Raw genomic sequence first — 24059 nt, forward strand, 5'->3', positions numbered from 1 at the left:
CGGGTGCAAATTATGCTGCGATGGCTTGAATTCTTTTTTAAAGTCAGTACTTTAAAAGCATCGCCAGCAGATGCGCCGTTATCATTAACGGCGCAGTACACCGCTATCCTCGCCTACTGGACTGTGGGCGTCATCATTCTGATCCAAAGCCAAAGCCTGATCGAATCGGTGTTCGTCAGTGCAGTGCAGACAGGATTGTTGATATTCATCGTTAACGTTTCATTGTGGATAAGAAAAAATCCAGAACGGATTGTGCAGACCGTAACAGCCATAACCGGTGCGGGCACGATCATCTCCATAATCGCCTTCCCTATCATCATGTTGTTTAGCGGCGCAGAAGGTACAACGCAATATCTGTACACGGCGTTCTGGATTGTGTTGGTGGTGTGGGAAACAGTGATGATCGCGCACGTGTTTCGTTTTGCGCTTGATATTCCATTCATCGCGGCAGCGGGAATGGCAATGATATTTTTGTACCTATCCGCGACCATTACGCTGCGTTTGGTCAAAGTTCTCAGCATGTATACGGCGGGCTAATGCATATTCATATTTTAGGAATTTGTGGCACTTTCATGGGGGGCGTTGCGCTGCTTGCCCGTGAAATGGGTTTTGAAGTGTCGGGCAGTGATCAACAAGTTTATCCGCCGATGAGCACGCAACTGGAAGAGCAAGGTATTGCGCTGACTCAAGGATATGATCCTGCTTCCGTTGCAAAACAACCCGATCTCTACGTCATTGGCAACGCCATGGCACGGGGCAATCCATTTGTTGAGCATATACTCAACAATCAACTGCCCTATGTTTCCGGTCCACAGTTTATTCATGATCACGTGCTAAAAGATAAATGGGTAATTGCTGTCGCTGGTACGCACGGCAAAACCACTACGTCGAGCATGGTCGCGCAGATTTTGGATTATGCGCACATGGCGCCAGGTTTTTTGATTGGCGGCATTCCAGAAAATTTTGGTATTTCGGCCCGCATGGGTGAAACGCCATTTTTTGTCATCGAAGCAGATGAATACGACACTGCATTTTTTGATAAGCGATCAAAGTTCGTACACTACTCGCCCAGAACCGCGATACTGAACAATCTGGAATTCGATCACGCCGACATTTTTGAAAATCTGGATGCGATAAAAAAACAATTCAATCATTTGCTGCGAATTGTGCCAGGCAATGGTTTGGTCGTATATCCCGCCGATGATACCAATCTTGCAGACGTGTTGGGCAAAGGCTGTTGGACGCCCAGTGAGAAATTTTCATTAGAAAATTCTCAGCAAACAGGTTGGCATGCGGTACTGCATGCAGATGATGGTTCAGAATTCGATGTCATGTTTGGCGGCGAAAAATTAGGCACAGTTCGCTGGAATTTGCTGGGCATTCACAACGTGAGCAATGCGCTTGCGGCAATCGCTGCGGCACGTCATGCGGGTGTGCCGGTAGATGTTGCCTGTGAAGCGCTGGCTGAATTCATCAACGCCAAACGACGCATGGAACTACGCGGCGAGCCACGCGGCATTAAAATTTACGATGACTTTGCCCATCATCCAACCGCAATTCAAACCACGCTCGATGGATTGCGCAGAAAAATCGGCAATAAAAAAATTATCGCCGTATTTGAACCACGATCCAACACCATGCGTAAAGGTTCGCACATTGATACTTTGCCGGCGTCGTTTGCTCCGGCAGATGAAGTTGTTTTTTTTCAGCCACCGGGTTTGAGTTGGGATTTGCATGCGATGGCCAAACGGATGCCGCAACCTGCAGCAGTGTACGACAGCGTGCAGGAGGTCATCGATCATCTCAAAGCCTCGGCCCATCAGGGTGACGAAATCGTGATTATGAGTAACGGAGGTTTCGAAAATATCCACCGCCGTTTGATTGAGGCATTAAGTTAGTGGCCAATTCGGCAATCGCAATTGCCATCACCGGTGCTTCGGGCGCGGTGTATGCGTTGCGTTTGATCGAATGTTTGTTGCGGGCAAGGCAGCAAGTCTATTTGATGATTTCATCGCCAGCCAAAGTGGTGTTGGCGACCGAAATGGATTTGCACTTGCCTGGAACCAACCGCGAAATTGCGGAATACCTGGCGCAACGTTTTTCAGCAGACCCTACCCTGCTCACCGTTTTTGGTAAAAATGAATGGATGGCACCGGTGGCCAGTGGTTCTAACGCGCCACGTGCCATGGTCATTTGTCCTTGTTCTACCGGCACACTTTCTGCAATCGCTAATGGGTCGAGCCGATCGTTAATCGAGCGCGCCGCAGACGTGATGCTAAAAGAACAACGGAAGCTGATCATTGTGCCTAGAGAAATGCCCTATTCGGCTATACATCTGGAAAACATGCTGACACTGTCACGCCTGGGCGTGACGGTGATGCCAGCCAGCCCAGCGTTTTATCACCGTCCGACAACGATCGCAGAACTGATCGATCATGTGGTGGCGCGTATCCTGGATCACTTGAATGTTCCTCAGGATTTGATAAAACCTTGGGGCAGCAATGGCAAGCTCTGAAGTCACCCCTATCTTCCCCCTGCACACAGTTTTATTTCCCGGCGGATTGCTGCCGCTAAGAATTTTTGAACCTCGCTACATTGACATGATTCGCAACTGTCTGCGAAACAACAGTCAGTTTGGAATTTGTCTGATCAGTGATGGCGAAGAAGTGGGCGGTGGTGCAACCACTACCCATGACGTAGGTACCTTGGCATCAATTCATGACTGGCATACGCGTCAGGATGGTCTGCTAGGTATTACGGTGTTGGGAGAACAGCGAATCAATATCGAAAAAGCTGCGCAACAACCCAATCGGTTGATTACAGCAAGCGTGCATCCATTTGATGCAGAACCCGCAGAAGCTATACCGTCAGAGTATATGTACTTGGTGGATATGTGTCGCGACATAATCGACCAGGTGTCTTATCGCTATTTGAACATGCCTAAAAATTATGAAGATGCCACTTGGCTGGGGTTTCGTCTGGCGGAGCTGTTACCGATGAAGCTGAGCCAAAAACAGTATTTTCTGCAATTGACCGATCCCATCGTGCGCCTGGAAAGGCTCGCGGCTCTGCTGAAAAAACTAAAACTCAAATAGTTAAATTATCAAAACCCTGTTGCGCCAATTTGCGAGCGGTCAATTGATTGGCCATTTGCAGCGAATTGAGTAGATCAGTGTTTTGCAGTTGGGCGTGGATAAATGCAGCGATAAAACAGTCACCCGCGCCTATGCTGTCGACGACCTGGACATTGGCGACTGCCGGGGCAAAAAAGGTATCTTTGCTGGTGTAGGCGTAAGCGCCCTCTTCTCCCCAAGGAATAACCACAAGCTGATCGGCTTGAATCGACAGGCCAGCAGTAAATTCAGACGCTGACGAACACCCCTGCTTGCGGACATAGTCACGCGAGAAAAACACCACATCGGCAAAAGCGATAAGCTCGCATTCACGTTCACGCACTTTTTCAATTTCGATCGACACTTTGGGACGATGCGAGCAATCCAGGGCATGAATTTGTTGTAATTGCATGAGGGTGACCGATTCGTTTCGGCCCTCGAAATGAACCCAGTCATAGTCCTGCCAGGCAGCCGAGGCATGCGCCAGCATTAACTCCGGCAGGTTGCGGTAATGCACTATGGTTCGGGAACCCGTGCGCCGGCTTTGGGCTATGTATGAGGTTGGTGTGGCCGAGCGCGCAATCACCGGGGCCTGGGGGTAATTCACCTGGTAGCGAGCAAGGTCGGCTTTGATCAAATCCGCATTCAGGTCATCGGCCAGATTGCCCAGCCAAGCAACCCGATGTCCTTGCTGTGCGAGAACAACCGCGTTGTTGGCGGCATTGCCGCCACGGCGGATGTGCTGGGCCAGCGCACGAACCTCGGCGTCCTCGGCCGGATACGCATCAACTTCATTCACAATATCCAGCGTGGCGATGCCAACGCATAACACTGAACTCATTGGGCGGAGGTGTTAGGTTGTTTGCGACGCAACCGCAACAGCGGCAGGTAAAAAGCAAAAAACTGCAGAATCCCCCAACCAACCAGCATCACGGCCAAGTACACCAGACTTTCTTCGGCGACGGCCATAAAGCCAAAAAAAGCAACGTTCCACACCCAGGTCATGTAAATGAGGGCCAGGCCAATGTGGTTGAGCGAACTCCTCCCGCCGCAGCCAGAACAGTACATGTCCATCCACAAGGTGCCCAAAAGGCGTTGTTTGGAGGTAATCAGTGCCTCTTGGCAATGGGGGCAAACCGCGTTTTCCATGACATTATTCCGTGTGGGCTATCGATTGATTTCATTGAATAAACAATCGCCTAGGGCGATTAACCGCATGAACAAATTCTAAAGAACCTTGTGCTTCTGCCGCCAAAGCAGTTATCTGTCCGACCGAGCGTGATTGGCCAGGACCAGGATTGGTGGCGCCCCTATTTTACAGACCCGCTTGATGAAAAAAACCAAATTCGCATTATTGCTCTGCTTGTTAAGTTCGCCGGTGTGGAGTGCGCCAGTAAACCTACCGGCTGGGTCGAATTTAACCTTGGGAAATGGCAGCAATTTGCAGTTGCTGAATTCCTATAGCAATAACCCGGCGATGCCAGCGATGACCCTGGAATGGGAGCGGTGGGGACTGGGCATGGGATTGCTCAGCAGCATCGGGTTTGGCTATGAAGTTGGCCGGGTGGATAATTTACAGACAGATTTGGAAGCGCTGCAAAAAGAATTAAAAAATCAGGACAACATGACGCTGGACACAGCGGAGCAGCTCAAAGAACGGTTTGATAGTTTTTTGAGCCAAGCCGGGCGTAATGGCTATCTGAATATTTATGGGGGGATGGAACTGCCCATGAATCCTCTTATTCTCACTTCAAGAGAACTTATGGGTGGTTCGCTGGTGTTTGACAGCAACATCAGCAGCGCAACCAGCATTCGTCTGCTTGATGCACCGCTGAAGGTAAATCCGCTGGCGCCGCCAAGTGGCATGCTGGAAACCAACAGTGCGTTGTATATCAAAACTGCGATGATTGCCGAAGCCTCGCTTGGTTACAGCCTGCCGGTGGTTGTGGATGATCAGTCGACCATGACGCTGGGCGTGCGCGGCGTCTATTACATGGGTGGACTGCGCAAGACGCTGATCGGTTTGGCCGTGGCTGACGGGATAGACGCTATCGCCAAAGACGAACAACAAAAATCCATTACGCTGACAGACACGGTTGGTTTGGATGTTGGCGCATTGTGGCAATGGCGCAACCATCGATTGGGATTGATGGGCAAAAACCTGAACAGCCCGTACCTGGAATACCAATCCATTGGCGAAAACTGTGAAGGCAAAACAGGGGCCGCGCGCGACGCATGTTATATCGCACAGACGTTTGCTGAACGAGTGGATATGAACGAACGCTGGGTGATGGATCCACAAGGAAACATCGAACTGGGTATTTTCAATGACGGCCTGGATGCGGTTGGGCAGATTACGCTGGATACCAACCCGGTTAATGATGCCTTGGGCAATCGCTATCAATGGTTGACGATCAGCGGTGGATATTTGACCAGAAGTTGGTTTGTCCCCGGCGTACGCGCCGGAATCCGCCAGAACTTGGCGGGGAGCAAGCTGAAGTACGTTTCGTTCGGTTTGACCTTCTTCAAAATGGTCAACCTGGATGTGGCCTATACCCTGGAAAATGTCGTGATCGATGGCCAGGGCGAGCCACGTTCCGGCTACATCAATCTGGGTTTTGAGTTGCTGTTTTAAGTTGAGATGCTGCAATGAAAAAACGAGCTAGTTACGTTGCATTACTGGTAGCCATGGCGGCCTGTACAACCACGCCACAAGACGCAGGCGACGGCAGTTCTGCCCCCATCAGTGGCCGGGCCATTGATGGCTACCTGGCCAATGCGATTGTTTACGTCGACACCAACCAAAACGGCATACTCGATCCGTGGGAACCAAGAGCGTTCACCGATACGGATGGATATTTTGGCTATAACAGCAAAGTCGATGGCGAGAATTATGGTGAGAACTATTGTGCCTTGCCCAAATCTGACTCCAAATACAAACATTGTCTGAAACTACCACCATATGCTGACGAGGCGCTGATACAGATTACCAAGGGCTATGACACGGTGACCGGAGAGCCATTCAAAGGCACATTGACCAGCTGGGCTACGAGAACAGATGCGATGGAGTTGCCAGGATCCAACAGCGCCAGTCCCATTACGAGTTTGCTTGCCTACATGACCCCAGCCTATCGTTTGGAATACGCCGCCGTCGAGGGTTTGACCGGTGCTGAAATGGCCGGCGATATTTTGGTCAACCTGGGTGAGATCGGTGAACCGTTAATTGAGCAAAGCCGTCGTTACCGCATTAATCTGGCGATGCAGATTCAAAAGACCGCTGAAATAATCAATCCGTATCTCAACAGCCTGTATAAAGACAGCGACGGACAAAAGGATTTATTTGGCAATAACAAGAACTATCCACAAGATCCGAATCCCTATTGGATGAAATCACTGGCGAAGACACTAATGGGGAACGCAGTACCCTCCTCGGTTTCCAGTATCCACAGCGATCCAGCCAAATTATGGACCCAGATTATTGCGGCAAGGGATCTGATCAATGCCGACACCGTGCCGGATGGAATTGCCGCCGATACCACGCTGACCAGCGGCAGTCGTCAGAATATCGCCGATCGGCTTAGCGAATTTGCGTTGTTCGTGGATACCCTGATGTCGGCGGCGACTAACTCCACGGACAAGGACACTGCAGGCTTGCTCAGTGATGAGCGCGATATTGGCGCCCGCATGCGGGCTATTGAGGTTGTCACCTCTTTGCTTAGAGATCCAAGTAAGGCCAATTTGCCCAACATGGACCCGGCGGCGCAACGGGCAATAGATTTGGCGCTGGGAACAGGCAGCGCCACACCGAGCGATGCGGTGGATTACTTGTTTGGACTGAGTTCGCCCAAGGCGGACATATTCCGCCTAGTAGAAGATTTTCAGACCAATGGAATGGCGGTCGCGGCAAGCGCGTCGGATTTCGTCAATCGACAAACCATGGATCAACAAGTGGGGGGCGTGCTTGGTACAGATGAGGTTAACCTCAATCTAACCAGCAACAAAGACAGCACAAATACCGCCGACTTGGTCTTTAATCCGGACGGGACGCTGACTGCGGCGATTGGTTACACCGATCCCAACAATTCAGGAAACAACTTGAGTGCAGACACGCCCTTGCCGGGCACTTGGGAAAAAATCAACGACTACACCATATTGGCGAACGTCAATGTGGGCGGCGAAGTCAGACCAATGATTGTCCGCACAGATTCGAACGGAACCGGGTATGTGTTCGATTTTGGTGGCGACATCGCCGAGTGGACACCACACTAGAGTCGAATGCCCAGGGAAAGGCCGGTAGAGAGCGCATCGGTGCTGGCTTGGCCGAAAGCATTCAACGTGAGCCACTCGCTGTTGTAACCCAAACCGGCTGATAGCGCGGTGGGGTATTGCGCCAGGAGGTCATACGCTACCCCGGCACGCAGCGCGAATCGCGCCCTGGGGCTAAACTCCAGACCTGCGCGGACGTGTTGTGAATCCTCGCCCCAAAGATCCTGTACTGGAACAAGCTCTACTTCTGCCGTGCTAAACCAGCGCCCCTGCTGGTGGGCAATGCCCAAGCGGGCATCGGGGCGTTGGCGGTAACTGCCGGGGACGAGAAAAAAATCAACCGCTTGCGGTTGCACGTTGTGCACGGACAGCCCGGTGTACAGAGTATCGACCCGGTACAGTGCGCCGACATCCAGATTGAACTGGCGGGCAAAATCACTCGCATAAGGTATGCCGCTGATATTGTGCGCGGAAAAATGGTAGGCGCGGCTGCGAAGGCTAACCAGCTTGGGCCTGATCCCGATGCTCAACTGCCGGGCCGAGGCCGCATCCCCCAGCACAATGCCCGCGAAGGTGGCGGCCATCGTGACGCTGGTCAGGGCGCGATAGTCGCCATAGACATGGGTCAGTGGCTGGTTGGGGTCGGAATAATCGCTGGTGGCAGTTTTGCTGCCGCGAAATGCTGCCTGGTGGTGTACCTGAACCTGGGCATCCAAACTGATTGGCAGGTGCGGTAAGACAATGCCACCGAAGGCGTGTTTGGATTCTTGCTGATCGCTGCTGGCAAAGCGCTGGGCAGCGGATTCGAGTGAGGATTGAGTGTTGGCCGATGGCGACGCGAGAAATTGGTCATATTGGCTTTGATAGTTGGCCAGTGCGGCGTTGTAGTCCCGCTCTGTTCCATGACCCTCGGTGTAACTGCCGGGATAAATCAATAATTCGGTGGGATCACGTAACATGGGTAACTGCGCAGGATTGGCGCCGGCGATATAGGACATGATCGGGGTGGTTAACGTGCCACCCAGCGCCAAACTGGTGACATCGCCATTGGCGCGGCCATCAGCGACAGCGTTTCCGGAGATCAACAACGAAAGCAAAATAGCGACAGGGAAGACACATGGTAACAAACGGATGGAGAAAACAGTCATCAGCGTAGAAGAGATTCTCAGTGGTGGATAAAACGCAGCTTAACGGGATTTGTACTCATCAGGTAGCAAATTATGCCGGTGGCTAAAAATAACCCAACGATGGACAAGTTTTATGAACTTTGTCAGCAGCTTATCTATCATAAAATAAACTAACTTCAAATTTACCAAGGTCTAATGAACGGTGTATCATACCGCCAATGATCTGACGGATTTCCTGCCAAAACCAACTTTGGAAGACCTGACACCTAGGGGGAAAAATGAAAAAGTTGCAAGGAACCTTCGCTGTGGCCATGCTGCTTTCAGCAACGCTGCAATCGGCGAACGCAACGGAAATGCCTCAACTTGCCAAGAAAAGTGGCTGTACGGCCTGTCACGCCATAGACCACAAGATCGTGGGGCCGGCCTGGGTTGATGTCGCCAAACGCTATAAAGATTTGGAGGCAGCTCGGGGGGTTTTGATCGAGCGGGTTAAAAAAGGCACCAAAGGCAACTGGACGGACGTAACCAAGGGCGTGCCCATGCCGCCGTACTCGCCGCGCGTAACGGACGAAAATATCGAAAAGTTAGTGGATTTTATCCTGTCGTTGTAAGCCAACGATTGTCAGGCCGCGATCGTTTGGTCGCGGAAGTGGCGCAGCAGCCGGCCAAATTCCTCCGGGTCTTTGATGTGGGTTAGCTCGCCTGGCTGGGGGTTGTGCATGTCGAGCAAGCGCGACAGGTAGAACCGCAACGCCGCCCGACGTAAAGCCCAATCGAATGCCTGCTGTTCGGCGTTGGTCAGCGGTCTGACGGACTGATACCCGGCGAGCATGGCGTCAACCAGATTCGCTTCCAGCGAACCCTCATGATCTCCACACCAGTCGTTAATGCAAATGGCCAGATCAAACAGCCAATGATCGACGCTGGCCGCGTACCAGTCCAGTACCGCCGACACCTGATCACCCAGCATCAGGCAGTTATCGCGGAACAAATCGCCATGAATGACGCCGCCAGGCAAGTCATCCACCCAGTGATGTGCCTGGAAATCCAGTTCTGTCTGGATCAGGGCGCGTTGGGTTCCGTCAATTTGCCCACCCAGCGCCTGAAAACTGCGTTTCATCCACTTCAGGCCGCGCAGGTTGGATTCGGGACCTGCGGGAAAATCGCGACAGGCCAAGTGCAATTGCGCCAGCACCGCGCCAACAGCGAATGCTTGCTGGGGAGACACGCTGAAAATGCTGCGGCCAGGCTGGAACTGGATGAGCGCGGCGGGTTTGCCTTTGAGCGTGGTGACCAACTGACCATGATGATTGGCGATGGGCAGCGCAATGGGCAAGCCTTGCTGGTACAAAAACTGTTTCAGTTGCAGAAAATAGCGGACTTGCTCGCTGCTGAGGCGCTCGAAAATTGTGAGCACATACTTGTCGCGAGTTGTCTGTAACTGGAAATTGGTATTGATGATGCCGCTGTGGATGCCGGTAAAGGAATCAAGCTGGCCGATATCATAGCCATGCGAAAAATCGAGCAGCTCTGCCCAGGTTAGTGAGGTGTAAACAGACATAATGTGCGAGTGAGCCTTACCAGCTGAACAGTACCCAGCGTGGAATCAGCATATGAGGATCAAGATCCGACTTGCGTTGATCCAATTCGCCATCACCGTTTGAATCGACCAAAAAGTAGGAAGGACCTTTTTTGGGCGTAACCTTGATCATGTACAGATTACCGTTGACGCGGTATTCCTCAATGATGGATTCATTCTGCTGGGAACGAATGGTGATTTCAGGTTCAACATCGTCACCTTCGGCCTGAGCAGAAGGCAACCACGCCAATGTGGCCAAAGTGGCCAAGAGTAGAGTTCGCAAGGTTGTCATACCCTGATTATAAACAGTTGGACACGGCTTGGCCAACGCTACAAATCAAGCATGATTTCCGCTTCCTCGGCGCTGGGCTCAAAACCACTGTGTTCGTAGTGATTAAAAATGGCTTCGACAATCTCCTTCGGGTCATCCAGTAGCTGAATCAATTGCATGTCTTCGGGATTGATCATGCCCTCAGCAATCAGGCTGTGCTCAAACCAGCTCAGCAAGCCCTGCCAAAAGGGTTTATTCACTAGAATGATCGGAATGCGGCGGGATTTGCGGGTTTGCACCAGGGTGAGAATTTCCGCCAGCTCGTCCAGGGTACCAAACCCGCCAGGCATGACCACGTAGGCAGCGGCGTACTTGACGAACATCACCTTGCGCGAAAAAAAGTGACGGAAGCTCAGGGAAATATCCTGATAGGGATTGCCCACCTGCTCTTTGGGCAGTTGGATGTTCAGGCCGATGCTGGGCGACTTACCCTCAAACGCACCTTTGTTGGCGGCCTCCATGATGCCGGGGCCGCCACCACTGACAACGCTAAAACCAGCGTCAGATAAAGCGCGGGCGATGTCCTCGGTTTGTTTATAATAGGGGTGGTCGACCGGGGTTCGGGCCGAGCCAAAAATACTTACCGAAGGCCGGATTTGCGCCATGCGCTCAAAGCCTTCGACGAATTCGGCCATGATTTGAAAAATTTTCCACGACTCACGGGATAACATCGTATCGCTTGCCGGAGCCATCCCCGGATGTGACAACTTGTGCTGTGACGTCATATGTTTTCCTAAAATTTTGCTAGGTGCTATGAACAATAAACCCCTGATACTCGTTGATGGCTCGTCCTATCTATACCGCGCCTTCCATGCCATGCCCAATTTCAGCAACTCCAAGGGCGAGCCCACTGGCGCCATCTACGGTGTCATCAACATGATGAAGCGCTTGCTGCGCGACTACGACACCGACCGAGTCATTATGGTTTTCGACGCGAAAGGCAAAACCTTTCGCGATGAAATGTATCCAGAATACAAAGCCAATCGGCCATCGATGCCCGACGAGCTGCGCGGCCAGATCGAACCCATTCACCAGATCCTGCAGGCGATGGGGTTTCCCATCCTGATGATCGAAGGGGTCGAGGCTGACGATGTAATCGGTACCCTCGCCGCCCACGCCAGCCAGGCCGGTCAGCGCACCATCATTTCCACCGGCGATAAGGACATGGCGCAGTTGGTCAACGAGCACGTGCAACTGGTCAACACCATGACCGAAACCCACATGGACATCGACGGCGTGGTGGAAAAATTCGGCGTGCCGCCACAGCTGATTGTCGACTACCTGGCATTGATTGGAGACAAGGTCGACAACATCCCCGGCGTCCCCAGTTGCGGTCCCAAGACCGCAGTGAAGTGGTTGACCACTTACGGCTCACTGCAGGGCGTGATTGACCATGCAGATGAAATTGGCGGCAAAGTGGGTGAAAAATTACGCGAGACCCTGCCGCAGTTGCCCCTCTCCTATCAACTGGCGACCATCAAATGCGACGTGCCGCTGGAGGCTTCTCTCGACAGCCTGCGCATGTCGACACCGAACAATGCGGTACTGGCTGACCAGTTCCAGCGTTGGGAATTCCGCACCTGGTTGCGCGAGGTCAAACAGGCCGGTACCGTCCAGCAGGAAATGGATTTGGGCATGCCCGAGATTGAAGAGGAGTTGCCTGCCTCCTCGCCTGCGACGGTAAAGCGCAACTACCAGATCATTACCGAGCAAGCCCAGCTGGACGATTGGCTGCAACGACTAAGTACCGCCACACTGTTCGCCTTTGACACCGAGACCACCAGCCTGGAGTACATGCAGGCACAGATCGTCGGCGTGTCTTTTGCCATTGAGCCGGGCGAAGCGGCCTATGTGCCCCTGGCCCACGACTACGACGGCGCGCCTGCGCAACTGGATCGTGCCAGCGTATTGGCCCAGCTCAAGCCGCTGCTGGAAAACCCGGCACAGACCAAGATCGGCCAAAACCTGAAATACGACATGAACGTGTTGGGCAACTACGGCATTGCCCTGCGCGGCATTGCGTTTGACACCATGCTTGAGTCCTACGTGCTCGACTCTGTGGGTCGTCACGACATGGATTCGCTGGCGGAAAAGCATCTGGGCGAAACCACCATTCACTTTGAGGATATCGCCGGCAAGGGCGCAAAGCAGAAAACCTTCAACCAGATCGAGGTGGCGGTGGCCGGTGAATATGCCGCCGAGGACGCCGACATCACCCTGCGCTTGCACCGGGCGTTGTGGCCACAGCTCGGCAAGACCCAAACCCTGCCCAAGGTGTTCAACGAGATTGAATTGCCGCTGGTGACGGTGCTGTCCCGACTGGAGCGCAATGGAGTGTTGGTGGATGCTAACTTACTGGCTATCCAAAGTGGTGAACTAACCCAACGGCTGGCCGAGGTTGAGCAACAGGCCTACGATCTGGCCGACGGTGCCTTCAACCTCAATTCGCCCAAGCAGATTCAGGAGATCCTGTTCGAAAAACAGGGCATCCCGGTCATCAAAAAAACCCCGGGCGGGCAGCCCTCCACTGCCGAGCCGGTACTGCAGGAACTGGCGGAAAACTATCCGTTGCCTCGTCTGATTCTGGAGCACCGCAGTCTGGCCAAGCTCAAGTCGACCTACACCGACAAACTGCCGCAGATGATAGACGCGAACACCGGTCGAGTGCATACCTCCTACCATCAGGCGGTGGCGGCCACCGGGCGTTTGTCCTCTTCTGATCCTAACCTGCAGAACATTCCGGTGCGTACCCAGGAAGGGCGGCGGATTCGTCAGGCGTTTATTGCCCTGGCGGGTTTCAAAGTGGTGGCGGCGGATTACTCGCAAATCGAATTGCGCATCATGGCGCACCTCTCCGGCGATGCCGGTCTGGTGAAAGCGTTCCAGTTGGGTGAGGACATTCACCGCGCTACCGCCGCAGAAATCTTCGGCGTCGAATTGGCTGATGTGAGCGCTGACCAACGTCGCAACGCCAAGGCGATCAACTTTGGTCTGATTTATGGCATGTCCGCGTTTGGCCTGTCACGCCAGCTCGGTATTGAGCGCGGCGAGGCCCAGCAGTACATGAATCACTACTTTGAGCGTTACCCCGGTGTGGCGGATTACATGGAGCGCATCCGCAATCAGGCGCGTGACCAGGGTTACGTCGAGACCCTGTTTGGTCGTCGGCTTTACCTGCCGGAGATTCGTTCGTCCAACGCCCAGTTACGCCAGTACGCCGAGCGCACCGCTATCAACGCTCCCATGCAGGGTACGGCGGCAGACATCATCAAAAAGGCAATGATTGCCCTGCACCAGTGGATTGGGGATGACAACCAGGACGTGCGCATGATCATGCAGGTGCATGACGAACTGGTGTTTGAGGTGGCGGAAGGTGAGCTAACGCGAATTAACGGCGAGATCCGCCGGATCATGGAAGCGGCGGCCAGCCTGGATGTGCCGCTGGAAGTGGACGTGGGGGTGGGCAATAACTGGGACGAGGCACACTAGCCATAGATGAAGCTAAAAAAATTTTCAGAATGCTGAAACTTTTTCTATTGGTGTCCCTCTAACTTTGTACGAGCTCCCAGAATCGCCTGTTTGCCCCTCCCTCGAACAGGCACACCGATTCCCCAGAGTCGGTATGGCTCCCAACGGCCCCGGAACCCCCTCTCTCCCTCCGGGGCCATTTCTTTTCAGGTGGTTTCCAACGGCGGCAAATCCAGCCAGGTACAGAGTTTGGCCAGCACCGGCTCTAATCCAACCGCATTGAGCGACGAAAACAGCTGCACTTCATGATCAACTTTCCATTTCTGCAGTTCCTTGCGGACTTTCTGCAATTCGTTGCTGGCAGCGCCACGGCTGAGTTTGTCGGATTTGGTCAGCAGGACATGCACCGGGGTTTTGGTGGCCTCGCACCAGTCCAGCATGATTTGGTCGTAATCGCGCATGGCGTGGCGCACGTCCATGACCAGTACCAGTCCCTTGAGGCTGGCGCGCTGGCGAAAATAACCTTCCATCAGATTTCGCCAGTGGTCCTTTACTTCGAACGGAACCTTGGCAAAGCCGTATCCGGGCAGGTCGACCAGCCGGCGCTGTTCGTCCAGGGAGAAGAAAATGATTTGCTGGGTACGGCCCGGTGTTTTACTGGTGCGAGCCAGTGAATTCTGCCCGGTGATGGTATTTACGGCGCTGGATTTGCCGGCATTGGAGCGCCCGGCAAATCCCACTTCCAGACCGTTGTCCGCAGGCAATTGACTTATGGCATTCGCCGCCATGGTGAAAAAGGCGCGGCGGAGCGCGGGATGACGTAATTCGGCCACGGTTTAGTGTTTGCCTTTGCCGTACAGGATATTGGAGTAGGTGGCGACGTCGGAACTTAGACGGCGGAACAGGTGGTCAAGGCTGACGATGGCATGCTCCAGAATGTTCACTGCGATGTAGGGGTACTCAACACGCAGACGGTTGTACATGGTGCGTGACAGCTTCAGCAGCTGAGTATCATTTTTGAGCGCCATCATGCGCACTGAGCGAGGCTCCAGGTCAAAGAACGACATTTCACCCATCAATTCGCCTTCGTGAACGCGGCCCACTTCGGTTTCGTTGGTGCCATCGACATGGATCAAGCCGGCCTGCCCTTTGATAACGAAGTACAACGACTCACCGACAGTGCCAATTTCGGCAATGATCTGGTTTTTGCTGAAGGTGACCACTTCGGTATAGTCCAACAGCAACTGGACTTCTTTGATAGTCAGCGATTCACACAAGTGTTGCTGATTAAGAAATTGAATCAGATTGATCTTTTCCGAGGTCATACTGCCCTCCAGGCAAAATACTGAGTTAAACGATCATATACCGCGGATGTTAACAAACTTTATTGTTTTAACCTATGAAATCCGCTAGTCTGGCCGCGGTACTACGGGAGGTAAATCATGAAAAAAATCGCTCTGATCTTTTGTGCTTTGTTTATGCTGGCCCCTTTGGCCACAGTTTCTGCCGCTGAATTTAAGGAAGGCGTGCAGTACATCAAGCTTGCCGATCCACAACCCACCAGCACCGGCGACAAGGTCGAGGTGATGGAGTTTTTCTGGTACGGCTGTCCGCACTGTTTTCGTTTTGAGCCATTCGTTGAGCGCTTGGTAAAACAGCTTCCTGCCAATGCCCAGTTTGTGCGCACCCCGGCAATGTTCCGCGCTACGTGGGAACTGCATGCTCGCGCCTATTACGCGGCAGAAATTTTGGGTGTGCTTGAGAAAGTACACAAGCCCATGTTCAATGCGCTGCACTTGGAACAACGTACGCTGGAAACGGATGAGCAGATTACCAAACTGTTCGTTGAGCAAGGCGTAGACAAGGAATCATTCACCAAGACTTTCCGCTCGTTCGCGGTAGAAACCCGAATTCGCCGCGCCAAGACGCTGGCTGAACGCTACAACCTTGATGGTGTGCCCGCAGTTATTGTTAACGGCAAGTACATGGTCAATGGCCGTACCGCAGGCGGCAATGCGCAAATGCTGCAAGTGATCGAATATCTGGTGAAGCAAGAATCCAGATAACGCCGGGTTTCATGGGCGTAAAAAAGGCGGGAATTCCCCGCCTTTTTTATTTGGCGTACAAATCCGGATACGGTGGCGGACGCTTTTTGAAGCGGCGATGTGACCACAAATACTGTTCCGGAGCGCGGCGGGTGTGTTCTTCGATCAATTGATGATAAATCGCCACGTCCTGTTTTTCGTCGCCGGAAGGAATGCCGACTGCCGGTTGCAACCGCAGCAGATAGCGACCACTGTCCTGGCGCTGGACAAAAAACGGCACAATGGCGGCACCACTGACCTTGGCCAGCCGTGACAGTGCGGTGTTGCAGGTGGCATCGATGCCAAAAAACGGCGCCATGATGTAGTGCTTGTCGTTGTAGCCCTGGTCCGAGGCGTACCACACCACCCTGCCCTGTTTGAGCGAGCGCACCAGTTGGCGAATGTCGGTTTCGGTGATCATGTTGGCCATGTGGATGTTGCGGTAATGGCTGATGACATGTTCTTTGAAGGCATGTTTGTGCGCCTGGTACATGGCGTCCAGTCCTTCTGCCAGTTGGTCGTTCATGATGCGATTGCCCAGTTCCAGCGAGGTGAAATGCGCGCTGAGCAGAATTACCCCCCGGCTTTGGTCCGTCCACTGGCGGATGTGTTCCATGCCTTCCACATCGACCAGTTTTTGCAGGGCGGACTTGTCTTCCCACCAGGCGATACCGGTTTCCACCAGCGCCATGCCCAGTGACTGGAAATGTTTTTTAACGATGGCTTGTTGCGCGGAGCTGTCCAGCTCAGGAAAGCAGTGGCGAATATTGACCGAGGTGACATGGCGGCGAGAACCCGCAGCCGCATAGGCGAGTCGACCAATCATGCGCCCCACGGCCAATCGCGCGGGATGCGGCAACGTGGTGACGAGGCGCAGCGCGCCAATGCCCAGCCAATCGGGCCAGTAGCGGGGGTGAGTAAAGGGTTTGGCGAACAGCTTGTGAGACACGCGATAATCAGGCCTGTGATACACTATGTCACGTATTGTAACTGTTTGAGCGAGATAGCTAAATGCTACCTGATTTAGAAAAGGCCCTGCAGCAGCACCAAGCGGTGATGGCAGGCCTGCTGGAACTGCAAGTACCGGTAAACAAAGCCATTAATGCCATGCGTGAAAGTTTTGCCAACGGCGGAACGGTTTACGCCTGCGGCAACGGTGGTTCGGCCTCGGACGCCCAGCACTTTGCTGCCGAGCTGACAGGCCGCTTTGAAAAAACCCGTCGCGGCTATCCGGCAGTGGCGTTGACCACGGACACGTCCGCCCTGACGGCGATTGGCAATGACTTTGGTTTTGACCGCATTTTTTCCCGGCAGCTGGAATCCTTGGGGCGTAAAGGCGATGTGGTGATTCTGATTTCCACCTCGGGCAATTCATCCAACCTGATGGAAACCTGCCGCCAAGCCCAAGCACAGGGTATTACCACCATCGGCCTGTTGGGGCGTGACGGCGGCGAACTGGGCAAGGTGGTGGATGTGGCACTGGTGGTTCCCGGTCAGCGGACTTCGCGCATTCAGGAAGCGCATATCTTCCTGCTGCATCATTTGTGCGAAGCCTTCGAAGCCGACAACCCCTACGTCTAATCTCTTGCGCCAACTCTATTCACTTTTACTCTGGCTGCTGTTGCCCGGGCTGCTGATCTGGTTGTGGTTGCGCCGTGATCAGCGGCCGACCCTGGCGCAGCGGCTGGGGTTTTATTCGTCAGCCGAACCCGCGTTTTACTGGGTACATGCCGCCTCGGTGGGCGAAGTGCTGGCCGCACGGCCACTGATCGAGGCCATGCTGCAGCGTTTTCCGCAGCGATCCATTGTGGTGACCACCTTTACCCGTACTGGCGCTGATTTTGTTGCCAGCAGCTTCGGCGCTCGGGTGCAACATGCCTATTTGCCCATTGATCTGGGGCCGATGATTGGCCAGTTTTTGCGTAAATTTCAGCCCAGATGCGCGATTTTTCTTGAAACCGAGCTGTGGCCAAACATGCTGGCCAGCCTGCAACGACGCGGCATCAAAACCATGATTGCCAATGGACGGATTTCACCGGCCACGGCGCGCCGCTATCAGCAGTTTTCAGCGCTGTTTGCGCCCTTGCTGGCCAAGCTGGATGTGGTTGCGGTGCAAAGCAACGCCGATGCGACGAGCTACCAGTTACTGGGCGTACCGGCATCGCGGTTGGCGGTGCTGGGCAATCTCAAGTATGACTTGCAGCTGCCAGCCAACACCGATGAGGTTGCCAAGGATTTGCGTCAGCAGTGGCGCGGCAGGCAGGTGTTGCTGGCGGCCAGCACCCGGGACGGCGAAGAGGCTGCGTTGCTGGAGTTGTACCCTCGGCTGCGGCAGCGTTTTCCGCAATTGTTGCTGGTGCTGGTGCCACGCCATCCGCAGCGGTTTGAATCGGTGGCGGCTCTGGTGTTGGACGCGGGCCTGAGTCTGTGTCGGCGCAGCGAGGCTAGCCCCGTGCCTTGTCAGCAGGATGTTTTTCTTGGCGATACGCTGGGAGAATTGCCGGGATTTTATGCGGCGGCGGATGTGATTTTCATCGGTGGCAGTCTGGCGCCGCTGGGAGGACATAATCCGTTGGAAGCCGCTGCGGTGGGCAAAGCCGTGCTGGTGGGCGAGCATACTTTTAACTTTGCCGAAGTGTATGTCCGCTTAGAGCAGCAGGACGCGGTGCGACGGGCAACGGGATTGATTGAACTGGCGCAATTGTTTGAGCAGCAATTGGCGAATCCGCACCTGGTGAGCCAGATGGGGGAACGCGCACGTCAGGTGATGGTGGAAAATCGCGGCGGGGTGAATCAGACCTTGGCGCGAATCGCCCAGCTGACGCCTTAGTTCAAGGTGGAAGAATCCAGCCAGTTGTTGACCATCACCAGATCGTCGACGGTGGCCTGACCCACCAGCGTGCGTAGCCGCATGGTGTTGATGATGAAGTCGTAGCGGATTTGTTCGTAGCGGCCACGGGTGTCAAAGAAACTTTCGATGGCATCGGTCAGTTCGGCAATGGGGCGCTGCCCCCGGTCGTAATCGCGAATGGTGGCGTTGAGCGCATTCTGGCTGGAGTTGAGTGCGTGGTTCATGGCGCGCACATTACTCATCCCGGACAGCACGCTGAGATAGGCGTCACGGGTGGCGATGAGTACTTCGTTTTCGGCTTTTTGATATTCCGCCTTGGCCAGTTCCACATTGCTATTGCCCTGCTTTACCCGCGACGAAGTGGTACCGCCGGCGAACAGTGGCATTTTGAAATCGACCGCAACGCGCTGATCCAGTGATTGGGTGCCAAAGAAACTGCCATCGGTATAGCGGCCGTAGGATGCGCGCAGATCAATCTGCGGTAAGTGCTCGGATCGATAACGACTGACTTGGCGTTGCGCGGCATCGACACGCATTTTCAGCGATACCAGCTTCAGGTTTTGCTGCAGCGCGGTGTTGGTCCAGGCTTCCATGTTGGTTGGGGTGGGCGGACTGAGCGGCGTGTTGGCAATCAAGCGGCGCATGTCGGTGACTTCTTTGCCGGCCAGTTGGCGCAATACTTCCCGGCGATAAATCAATTGGTTTTCTGCTTGCACTTCCGCGACCACAGCCAGGTCTTTAGCGGCTTCTACGGTTTGCACGTCACTGGACGGTGCCTTGCCGGAGCGCACTAAGGCCTGTGCTTTTTGCAGGATATCTTCGTACACGCTGCGCTTTTCGCTGGCCAGTTTGAGGCGATCGGATTGGGCCAGGGTGCTCAGGTAGGCGTCGGTCACCCGGAAAATCAGTTGTTGTTGTTCGTAGCGGTATTCGGCAGTGGCGGCCAGCGCCTCGGCATCGGCCACGCGGATGTCATGAAACGCCGGGATGTTGAATAGCGGCTGGGTCAGGTTGAGCTCGTACCAGATATCGTCGTACTGATAGGGGCCCAGTTCGTCGGGTTGAACCAGCGCGCCGCCCTGTAACTGCTGTGTTACTTTGCCATAACGGCCTTGGACGTTAATTTTGGGCAACCACTGCGACACGGCCTGGGGATAGTTTTGTTTGACGATGTCCAGTTTCGCCTTGGCGGCGGCAATCACCGGGTCGTTTTGCAGTGCCTGATCAAAAACGTCGAGCAAATTGGCGCTGAAGGCTGGTTTGCAACAGCCTATTGTAATCGCCAACAGCACGAGGCGTAGTTTCATGCCACTCCTAATAAGTCGCCATGTTGAAATCAACATCCCTGGCCCATGCGTCCACTCCCCCTTCCAGATTGATCAGCCGCAGAAAGCCGTGTTGTTGCAGGTAAAACCCAACCCGTCGACTGCGGACGCCATGGTGGCATATAAGCACAATTTCTTGCGCCGGATCAATATGTTGTAGCTGATTGGGTATGCTGCCCATGGGTATTAGCACGGCATTGTCGAGGTGACAGATGTCGAACTCCCAGGGTTCGCGTACGTCCAGCAGCAGCGGGGGCGGCTCCGCCTTAGCCAAGTATTCCACTAGCTGTTTCGGAGTAAATGACCGCATTCTTTATCCTGGAAGAGGAAAATACCTCCCACAATCAGGCTTGTGGGAGGTGGATTGGCAATGATTAGAACTGGAACTCGGGTTTTTTACCGGCATTGATCAGGTGTGGCAGCTGGGTTTCGAACAGGACTTTCTCGTCCCAGTGCGTGCCCCAGGTGCGGGTGATCAGCATGGCCGACTGCGCGCCACCGTTGGGGTTGCCCACGACCACGAACAGACGTCCGCCAATGGCCAGTGCATTCTTGTAAACCTCGGGTACGGCAGGCATGGCACCGCTGAGCACGATCGCGTTGTATGGGCCGTGCTTGTTCCAGCCCTGCGCCGCATCGCCCTGCTCCAGGGTGACGTTGCTGATGTTCTGTGATTTCAGGTTGGCGGCCGCTTGATTCAGCAGGTCCTGATAGTATTCCACGCTGTAGACGTGTTTGGCGCTTTTGGCCAGCAGAGCGGTCAGAAAACCACTGCCGGTGCCCACTTCCAGCACCACGTCGTCGGCCTTGGGGGCGAGGGCCTGGTGGATGTGGCCTTCGATTTTTGGGAACAGCATGGCTTGGCCGTGTGCCAAAGGAATTTCGATGTCGGCGTAGGCCAGCTGGTGATAGGCGGCGGGGACAAACGGCTCACGCGGCGTGTCCATTAGCATGTCCAGGGTCGCAGGGGCCAGTACGGTCCAAGTGCGAATCTGTTGTTCGACCATGTTGAAACGAGCTTGGTCTAAATTCAGATTTGTCATGAAATTGTCTCGTAATAAACGCGTGAAATCGGAAAAAGCCCACCATTATAACCATCGCAGGCTAAAAGCAAAGTACCCTGATGGGGCATTTTGTGGTACTTTTGCGTTGCTACAGGGGTGCCGGGCAGATGATTTTCCCGGCTGAGACTTTACCCTTTGAACCTGATCCGGTCAGTACCGGCGTAGGGAGGCAGCAGTTGTTGCGCTCCCGTTGTGTTTTTCCAGAGGACAAGCAATGAGCGCACAACCCAAAGATTTTCTGAGCAAGACGGCCAAGGTTAACGCCGCCTCCATCCAGCCGTTTCCCAATTCCAAAAAAATCTACGTGCAAGGAAGCCGTCCTGACATCCGCGTCCCCATGCGCGAAATTACCCTGTCTGACACCATCACCGACGCAGGCGCCGAGAAAAACGCACCGCTGACTGTGTACGACACCTCCGGTCCCTACACCGACCCGAACGTGCAGATCGACATCCGCAAAGGTCTGGCCGATGTGCGTACCGCCTGGATCGAAGAACGCGGTGACACCGAAATCCTGCAAGACCAAACCTCTGAATATGGTCGCGCCCGTGCCGCCGATACTTCATTAGATAGCCTGCGTTTTGAAGAGCACCTGCGTAAGCCCCGCCGTGCCAAGTCCGGCATGAACGTATCGCAGATGCACTATGCGAAAAAAGGCATCATCACCCCCGAGATGGAATACGTCGCCATCCGCGAAAACCTGCGCCTGCAGGAATACCGTGAAGCCGCCAAGAACCAGCATAAAGGCATGTCCTTCGGTGCCAGTATTCCCAAGGAAATCACCGCCGAATTCGTCCGCGACGAAATCGCCCGTGGTCGCGCCATCATCCCGGCCAACATCAACCACACCGAGCTGGAGCCGATGATCATCGGCCGTAACTTCCTGGTGAAGATCAACGGCAACCTGGGTAACTCGGCGGTAACTTCCTCCATCGAGGAAGAAGTGGACAAAATGACCTGGGGTATCCGTTGGGGTTCCGACACCATCATGGATTTATCCACCGGCAAGAACATCCACGAAACCCGTGAATGGATCATCCGCAACTCGCCCGTGCCCATCGGCACCGTGCCCATCTATCAGGCGCTGGAAAAGGTCAACGGCAAGGCCGAGGACCTGACCTGGGAACTGTTCCGCGACACCCTGATCGAACAGGCCGAGCAAGGCGTCGACTACTTCACCATTCACGCCGGTGTACTGCTGCGTCACGTACCGCTGACCGCTAAGCGCACCACCGGTATCGTTTCCCGTGGTGGTTCCATCATGGCGAAATGGTGCCTGGCGCATCACAAAGAAAATTTCCTCTACACCCACTTCGAGGAAATCTGCGAAATCATGAAGGCCTACGACGTGTCATTCTCGCTGGGTGACGGTCTGCGTCCTGGCTCCATTGCTGACGCCAACGACGAAGCCCAGTTCGGTGAACTGGAAGCCCTGGGCGAACTGACCAAGATCGCCTGGAAACACGACGTGCAGGTAATGATCGAAGGCCCCGGCCACGTGCCCATGCACATGATCAAAGAGAACATGGAAAAACAGCTGGAGTGCTGCGACGAAGCGCCCTTCTACACCTTGGGCCCACTGACCACCGACATCGCTCCCGGCTATGACCACATCACCTCCGGTATCGGTGCCGCGATGATTGGCTGGTACGGCTGCGCCATGCTCTGCTACGTGACACCCAAAGAGCATCTGGGTCTGCCCAATCGTGACGACGTGAAGGAAGGCATCATCACCTACAAAATTGCCGCCCACGCCGCCGACCTAGCCAAAGGTCACCCCGGTGCGCAAATTCGCGACAACGCCATGTCCAAGGCGCGTTTCGAATTCCGCTGGGAAGACCAGTTCAACATCGGCCTCGACCCCGATCGCGCCCGCGCCTACCACGACGAAACCCTGCCCAAGCAGGCCCACAAGGTCGCCCACTTCTGCTCCATGTGCGGCCCCAACTTCTGCTCCATGAAGATCACCCAGGATGTCCGCGACTACGCGGCCAAACAGGGCATCAGCGAAGAGGAGGCGTTACAGAAAGGCATGGAAGTCAAAGCGGTGGAGTTTGTGAAAAAAGGCTCACAAATCTACAGCGAAGTCTAAGCCTGACGCTGAATCAGAAAAGCCCGCGAAAGCGGGTTTTTTTGTGTCTGCAGCCATGTCTCCGAACAGGGTGTTACCTATGTCCCCGGTCTGTACACCACGCGCACCACAGCACAGGCCAACAAAATATCACCAAACCAATTTTATCCACGTCCTACAATTCGAGTTCTTTTTCACCCCCACACCAATCCACCGAATAAACCCCATCCCTCACATACCGATGAAAAGTCGAATAAGGCCAGTCGACAACCCTGTCCACCAAGCCATGTTTGACGGGATTCCAATGGATGTAATCCATGTGTCGGTTAAAATCATTCTGGTCACGAATATCATGTTCCCAAAACCGACGTTGCCATAAAGTGGATTCGCGGCGCTTGTGTTTTGATTGGGTGACTAAGCTCTGGTTATAGGCGATATAGGGAACTTCCTGCGTCACAAGCCGCTTTATCCACGACCAACGTTTTGAAAAATCGCTGTCGTTGGGAGGTAGCTGCCAGATGCAGTGCAGGTGATCGGGTAAGAGTACCCAGGCGTAAATTTCAAATGGATACTTCTCACGAACGAGATTGATGGACTGCCGCAATGCCTGCCGGACTTCATCATGGCATAACAGCGGTTGTTTCAGGTGTGTGTTGACGGTGAAGAAGTAGCATCCGCCATTTCGTGGAAAGCGAATATATTGAGGCATAAACATTCCTTGTTGGTTCGCGAGACAATCCATTCCCGCTGCGTTCTAAAAAATTACGCCCCTCCGTGCTG

25 protein-coding genes and 1 riboswitch are annotated in these 24059 nt (G+C 54.1%); of the genes, 12 read left to right on the plus strand and 13 right to left on the minus strand.

Translation table 11 applies throughout. The annotated features are described in order from the left end of the window. Window positions 1-3: 3 nt before the first annotated feature. From OEW58_00210 to OEW58_00225, 4 genes are read left to right on the plus strand one after another with little or no spacing between them, the layout of a single operon-like run. Window positions 4-537: a hypothetical protein gene (locus OEW58_00210; protein MDH5299770.1), complete on the plus strand. Its 534-nt coding sequence runs from the start codon at window positions 4-6 to the stop codon at window positions 535-537. Continuing rightward, complete coding sequence (mpl, locus tag OEW58_00215; GenBank protein ID MDH5299771.1) at window positions 537-1898, plus strand: UDP-N-acetylmuramate:L-alanyl-gamma-D-glutamyl-meso-diaminopimelate ligase; 1362 nt, start codon at window positions 537-539, stop codon at window positions 1896-1898. Before OEW58_00210 ends, mpl begins: the two co-directional genes overlap by 1 nt. Further along, window positions 1898-2515, plus strand: coding sequence for a UbiX family flavin prenyltransferase (locus OEW58_00220; protein MDH5299772.1), 618 nt, complete (start codon window positions 1898-1900; stop codon window positions 2513-2515). The genes mpl and OEW58_00220 overlap by 1 nt, the downstream gene beginning before the upstream one ends. Further along, window positions 2502-3095, plus strand: a complete 594-nt coding sequence (locus OEW58_00225; GenBank protein ID MDH5299773.1) for an LON peptidase substrate-binding domain-containing protein — start codon at window positions 2502-2504, stop codon at window positions 3093-3095. The genes OEW58_00220 and OEW58_00225 overlap by 14 nt, the downstream gene beginning before the upstream one ends. Here OEW58_00225 and OEW58_00230 read toward each other — a convergent pair. After that, on the minus strand, window positions 3088-3954 hold the full coding sequence (locus tag OEW58_00230) for a PfkB family carbohydrate kinase (protein ID MDH5299774.1): 867 nt from the start codon (window positions 3952-3954) through the stop codon (window positions 3088-3090). The two genes, OEW58_00225 and OEW58_00230, sit on opposite strands and share 8 nt — an antisense overlap. Beyond that, window positions 3951-4262, minus strand: a complete 312-nt coding sequence (locus tag OEW58_00235; GenBank protein MDH5299775.1) for a hypothetical protein — start codon at window positions 4260-4262, stop codon at window positions 3951-3953. Before OEW58_00235 ends, OEW58_00230 begins: the two co-directional genes overlap by 4 nt. Before the next feature lie 274 nt (window positions 4263-4536). Here OEW58_00235 and OEW58_00240 point away from each other — a divergent pair, with 274 nt between their 5' ends. Both OEW58_00240 and OEW58_00245 read left to right on the plus strand, forming a co-directional pair. Then, a complete protein-coding gene (locus OEW58_00240) occupies window positions 4537-5748 on the plus strand; it encodes a conjugal transfer protein TraF (protein MDH5299776.1) in 1212 nt (403 codons plus the stop codon). Between the two features lie 14 nt (window positions 5749-5762). After that, entirely contained in the window at window positions 5763-7382 is a 1620-nt protein-coding gene (locus OEW58_00245) for a hypothetical protein (protein MDH5299777.1), read from the plus strand. Here the strand turns inward: OEW58_00245 and OEW58_00250 are convergent. Beyond that, complete coding sequence (locus OEW58_00250) at window positions 7379-8464, minus strand: conjugal transfer protein TraF (protein ID MDH5299778.1); 1086 nt, start codon at window positions 8462-8464, stop codon at window positions 7379-7381. The two genes, OEW58_00245 and OEW58_00250, sit on opposite strands and share 4 nt — an antisense overlap. 320 nt (window positions 8465-8784) lie before the next feature. On the opposite strand from OEW58_00250, the gene OEW58_00255 reads away from it, so the two are divergent. Further along, complete coding sequence (locus OEW58_00255; protein MDH5299779.1) at window positions 8785-9117, plus strand: c-type cytochrome; 333 nt, start codon at window positions 8785-8787, stop codon at window positions 9115-9117. Between the two features lie 11 nt (window positions 9118-9128). Here the strand turns inward: OEW58_00255 and OEW58_00260 are convergent, their stop codons facing one another. Genes OEW58_00260 through OEW58_00270 form a run of 3 tightly spaced genes read right to left on the minus strand, consistent with a single transcriptional unit; the run spans window position 9129 to window position 11141 of the window. Next, window positions 9129-10067 (minus strand): homoserine kinase, encoded by a 939-nt coding sequence (locus OEW58_00260; protein MDH5299780.1) that lies wholly within the window; start codon window positions 10065-10067, stop codon window positions 9129-9131. 16 nt (window positions 10068-10083) lie between these two features. Next, window positions 10084-10377: a DUF2782 domain-containing protein gene (locus tag OEW58_00265; protein ID MDH5299781.1), complete on the minus strand. Its 294-nt coding sequence runs from the start codon at window positions 10375-10377 to the stop codon at window positions 10084-10086. Window positions 10378-10415: 38 nt separating this feature from the next. Then, window positions 10416-11141 (minus strand): TIGR00730 family Rossman fold protein, encoded by a 726-nt coding sequence (locus OEW58_00270; GenBank protein ID MDH5299782.1) that lies wholly within the window; start codon window positions 11139-11141, stop codon window positions 10416-10418. A 28-nt stretch (window positions 11142-11169) separates the two neighbouring features. Here OEW58_00270 and polA point away from each other — a divergent pair, with 28 nt between their 5' ends. Continuing rightward, window positions 11170-13905 (plus strand): DNA polymerase I, encoded by a 2736-nt coding sequence (polA, locus tag OEW58_00275; protein MDH5299783.1) that lies wholly within the window; start codon window positions 11170-11172, stop codon window positions 13903-13905. A 185-nt stretch (window positions 13906-14090) separates the two neighbouring features. Here the strand turns inward: polA and yihA are convergent, their stop codons facing one another. Both yihA and OEW58_00285 read right to left on the minus strand, forming a co-directional pair. After that, the gene (yihA, locus tag OEW58_00280; GenBank protein ID MDH5299784.1) at window positions 14091-14717 is read right to left on the minus strand and encodes a ribosome biogenesis GTP-binding protein YihA/YsxC; all 627 of its coding nucleotides are present in this window, start codon (window positions 14715-14717) and stop codon (window positions 14091-14093) included. 3 nt (window positions 14718-14720) lie between these two features. Next, window positions 14721-15209: a cyclic nucleotide-binding domain-containing protein gene (locus OEW58_00285; GenBank protein MDH5299785.1), complete on the minus strand. Its 489-nt coding sequence runs from the start codon at window positions 15207-15209 to the stop codon at window positions 14721-14723. 117 nt (window positions 15210-15326) lie between these two features. Here OEW58_00285 and OEW58_00290 point away from each other — a divergent pair, with 117 nt between their 5' ends. Next, a complete protein-coding gene (locus tag OEW58_00290) occupies window positions 15327-15950 on the plus strand; it encodes a thiol:disulfide interchange protein DsbA/DsbL (protein MDH5299786.1) in 624 nt (207 codons plus the stop codon). 46 nt (window positions 15951-15996) lie between these two features. On the opposite strand, the gene OEW58_00295 is transcribed toward OEW58_00290, so the two are convergent. After that, window positions 15997-16917 carry a lipid A biosynthesis lauroyl acyltransferase gene (locus OEW58_00295; protein ID MDH5299787.1) on the minus strand — a complete coding sequence of 307 codons (921 nt, stop codon included), beginning with the start codon at window positions 16915-16917 and terminating at the stop codon, window positions 15997-15999. Between the two features lie 62 nt (window positions 16918-16979). Between OEW58_00295 and OEW58_00300 the strand changes: the two genes are divergently transcribed. Then, on the plus strand, window positions 16980-17549 hold the full coding sequence (locus OEW58_00300) for an SIS domain-containing protein (protein ID MDH5299788.1): 570 nt from the start codon (window positions 16980-16982) through the stop codon (window positions 17547-17549). A 4-nt stretch (window positions 17550-17553) separates the two neighbouring features. After that, window positions 17554-18798, plus strand: a complete 1245-nt coding sequence (gene waaA / locus OEW58_00305) for a lipid IV(A) 3-deoxy-D-manno-octulosonic acid transferase (GenBank protein MDH5299789.1) — start codon at window positions 17554-17556, stop codon at window positions 18796-18798. Here the strand turns inward: waaA and OEW58_00310 are convergent. The 3 genes from OEW58_00310 to OEW58_00320 all read right to left on the minus strand — a co-directional run bounded on the left by OEW58_00310 (window position 18795) and on the right by OEW58_00320 (window position 21187). Continuing rightward, the gene (locus OEW58_00310) at window positions 18795-20126 is read right to left on the minus strand and encodes a TolC family outer membrane protein (protein MDH5299790.1); all 1332 of its coding nucleotides are present in this window, start codon (window positions 20124-20126) and stop codon (window positions 18795-18797) included. The two genes, waaA and OEW58_00310, sit on opposite strands and share 4 nt — an antisense overlap. Window positions 20127-20133: 7 nt before the next feature. Continuing rightward, window positions 20134-20454: a rhodanese-like domain-containing protein gene (locus tag OEW58_00315; protein MDH5299791.1), complete on the minus strand. Its 321-nt coding sequence runs from the start codon at window positions 20452-20454 to the stop codon at window positions 20134-20136. Between the two features lie 64 nt (window positions 20455-20518). Continuing rightward, window positions 20519-21187, minus strand: coding sequence for a protein-L-isoaspartate O-methyltransferase (locus OEW58_00320; protein ID MDH5299792.1), 669 nt, complete (start codon window positions 21185-21187; stop codon window positions 20519-20521). 103 nt (window positions 21188-21290) lie between these two features. Further along, window positions 21291-21394: riboswitch (TPP riboswitch) on the plus strand. A gap of 28 nt (window positions 21395-21422) precedes the next feature. Here OEW58_00320 and thiC point away from each other — a divergent pair. Further along, a complete protein-coding gene (gene thiC / locus OEW58_00325; GenBank protein ID MDH5299793.1) occupies window positions 21423-23300 on the plus strand; it encodes a phosphomethylpyrimidine synthase ThiC in 1878 nt (625 codons plus the stop codon). 154 nt (window positions 23301-23454) lie between these two features. On the opposite strand, the gene OEW58_00330 is transcribed toward thiC, so the two are convergent. Continuing rightward, complete coding sequence (locus OEW58_00330) at window positions 23455-23988, minus strand: transposase (protein MDH5299794.1); 534 nt, start codon at window positions 23986-23988, stop codon at window positions 23455-23457. Between the last annotated feature and the right edge of the window lie 71 nt (window positions 23989-24059).

Source organism: Gammaproteobacteria bacterium (assembly GCA_029884425.1).
GTDB lineage: Bacteria > Pseudomonadota > Gammaproteobacteria > S012-40 > S012-40 > JAOUHV01.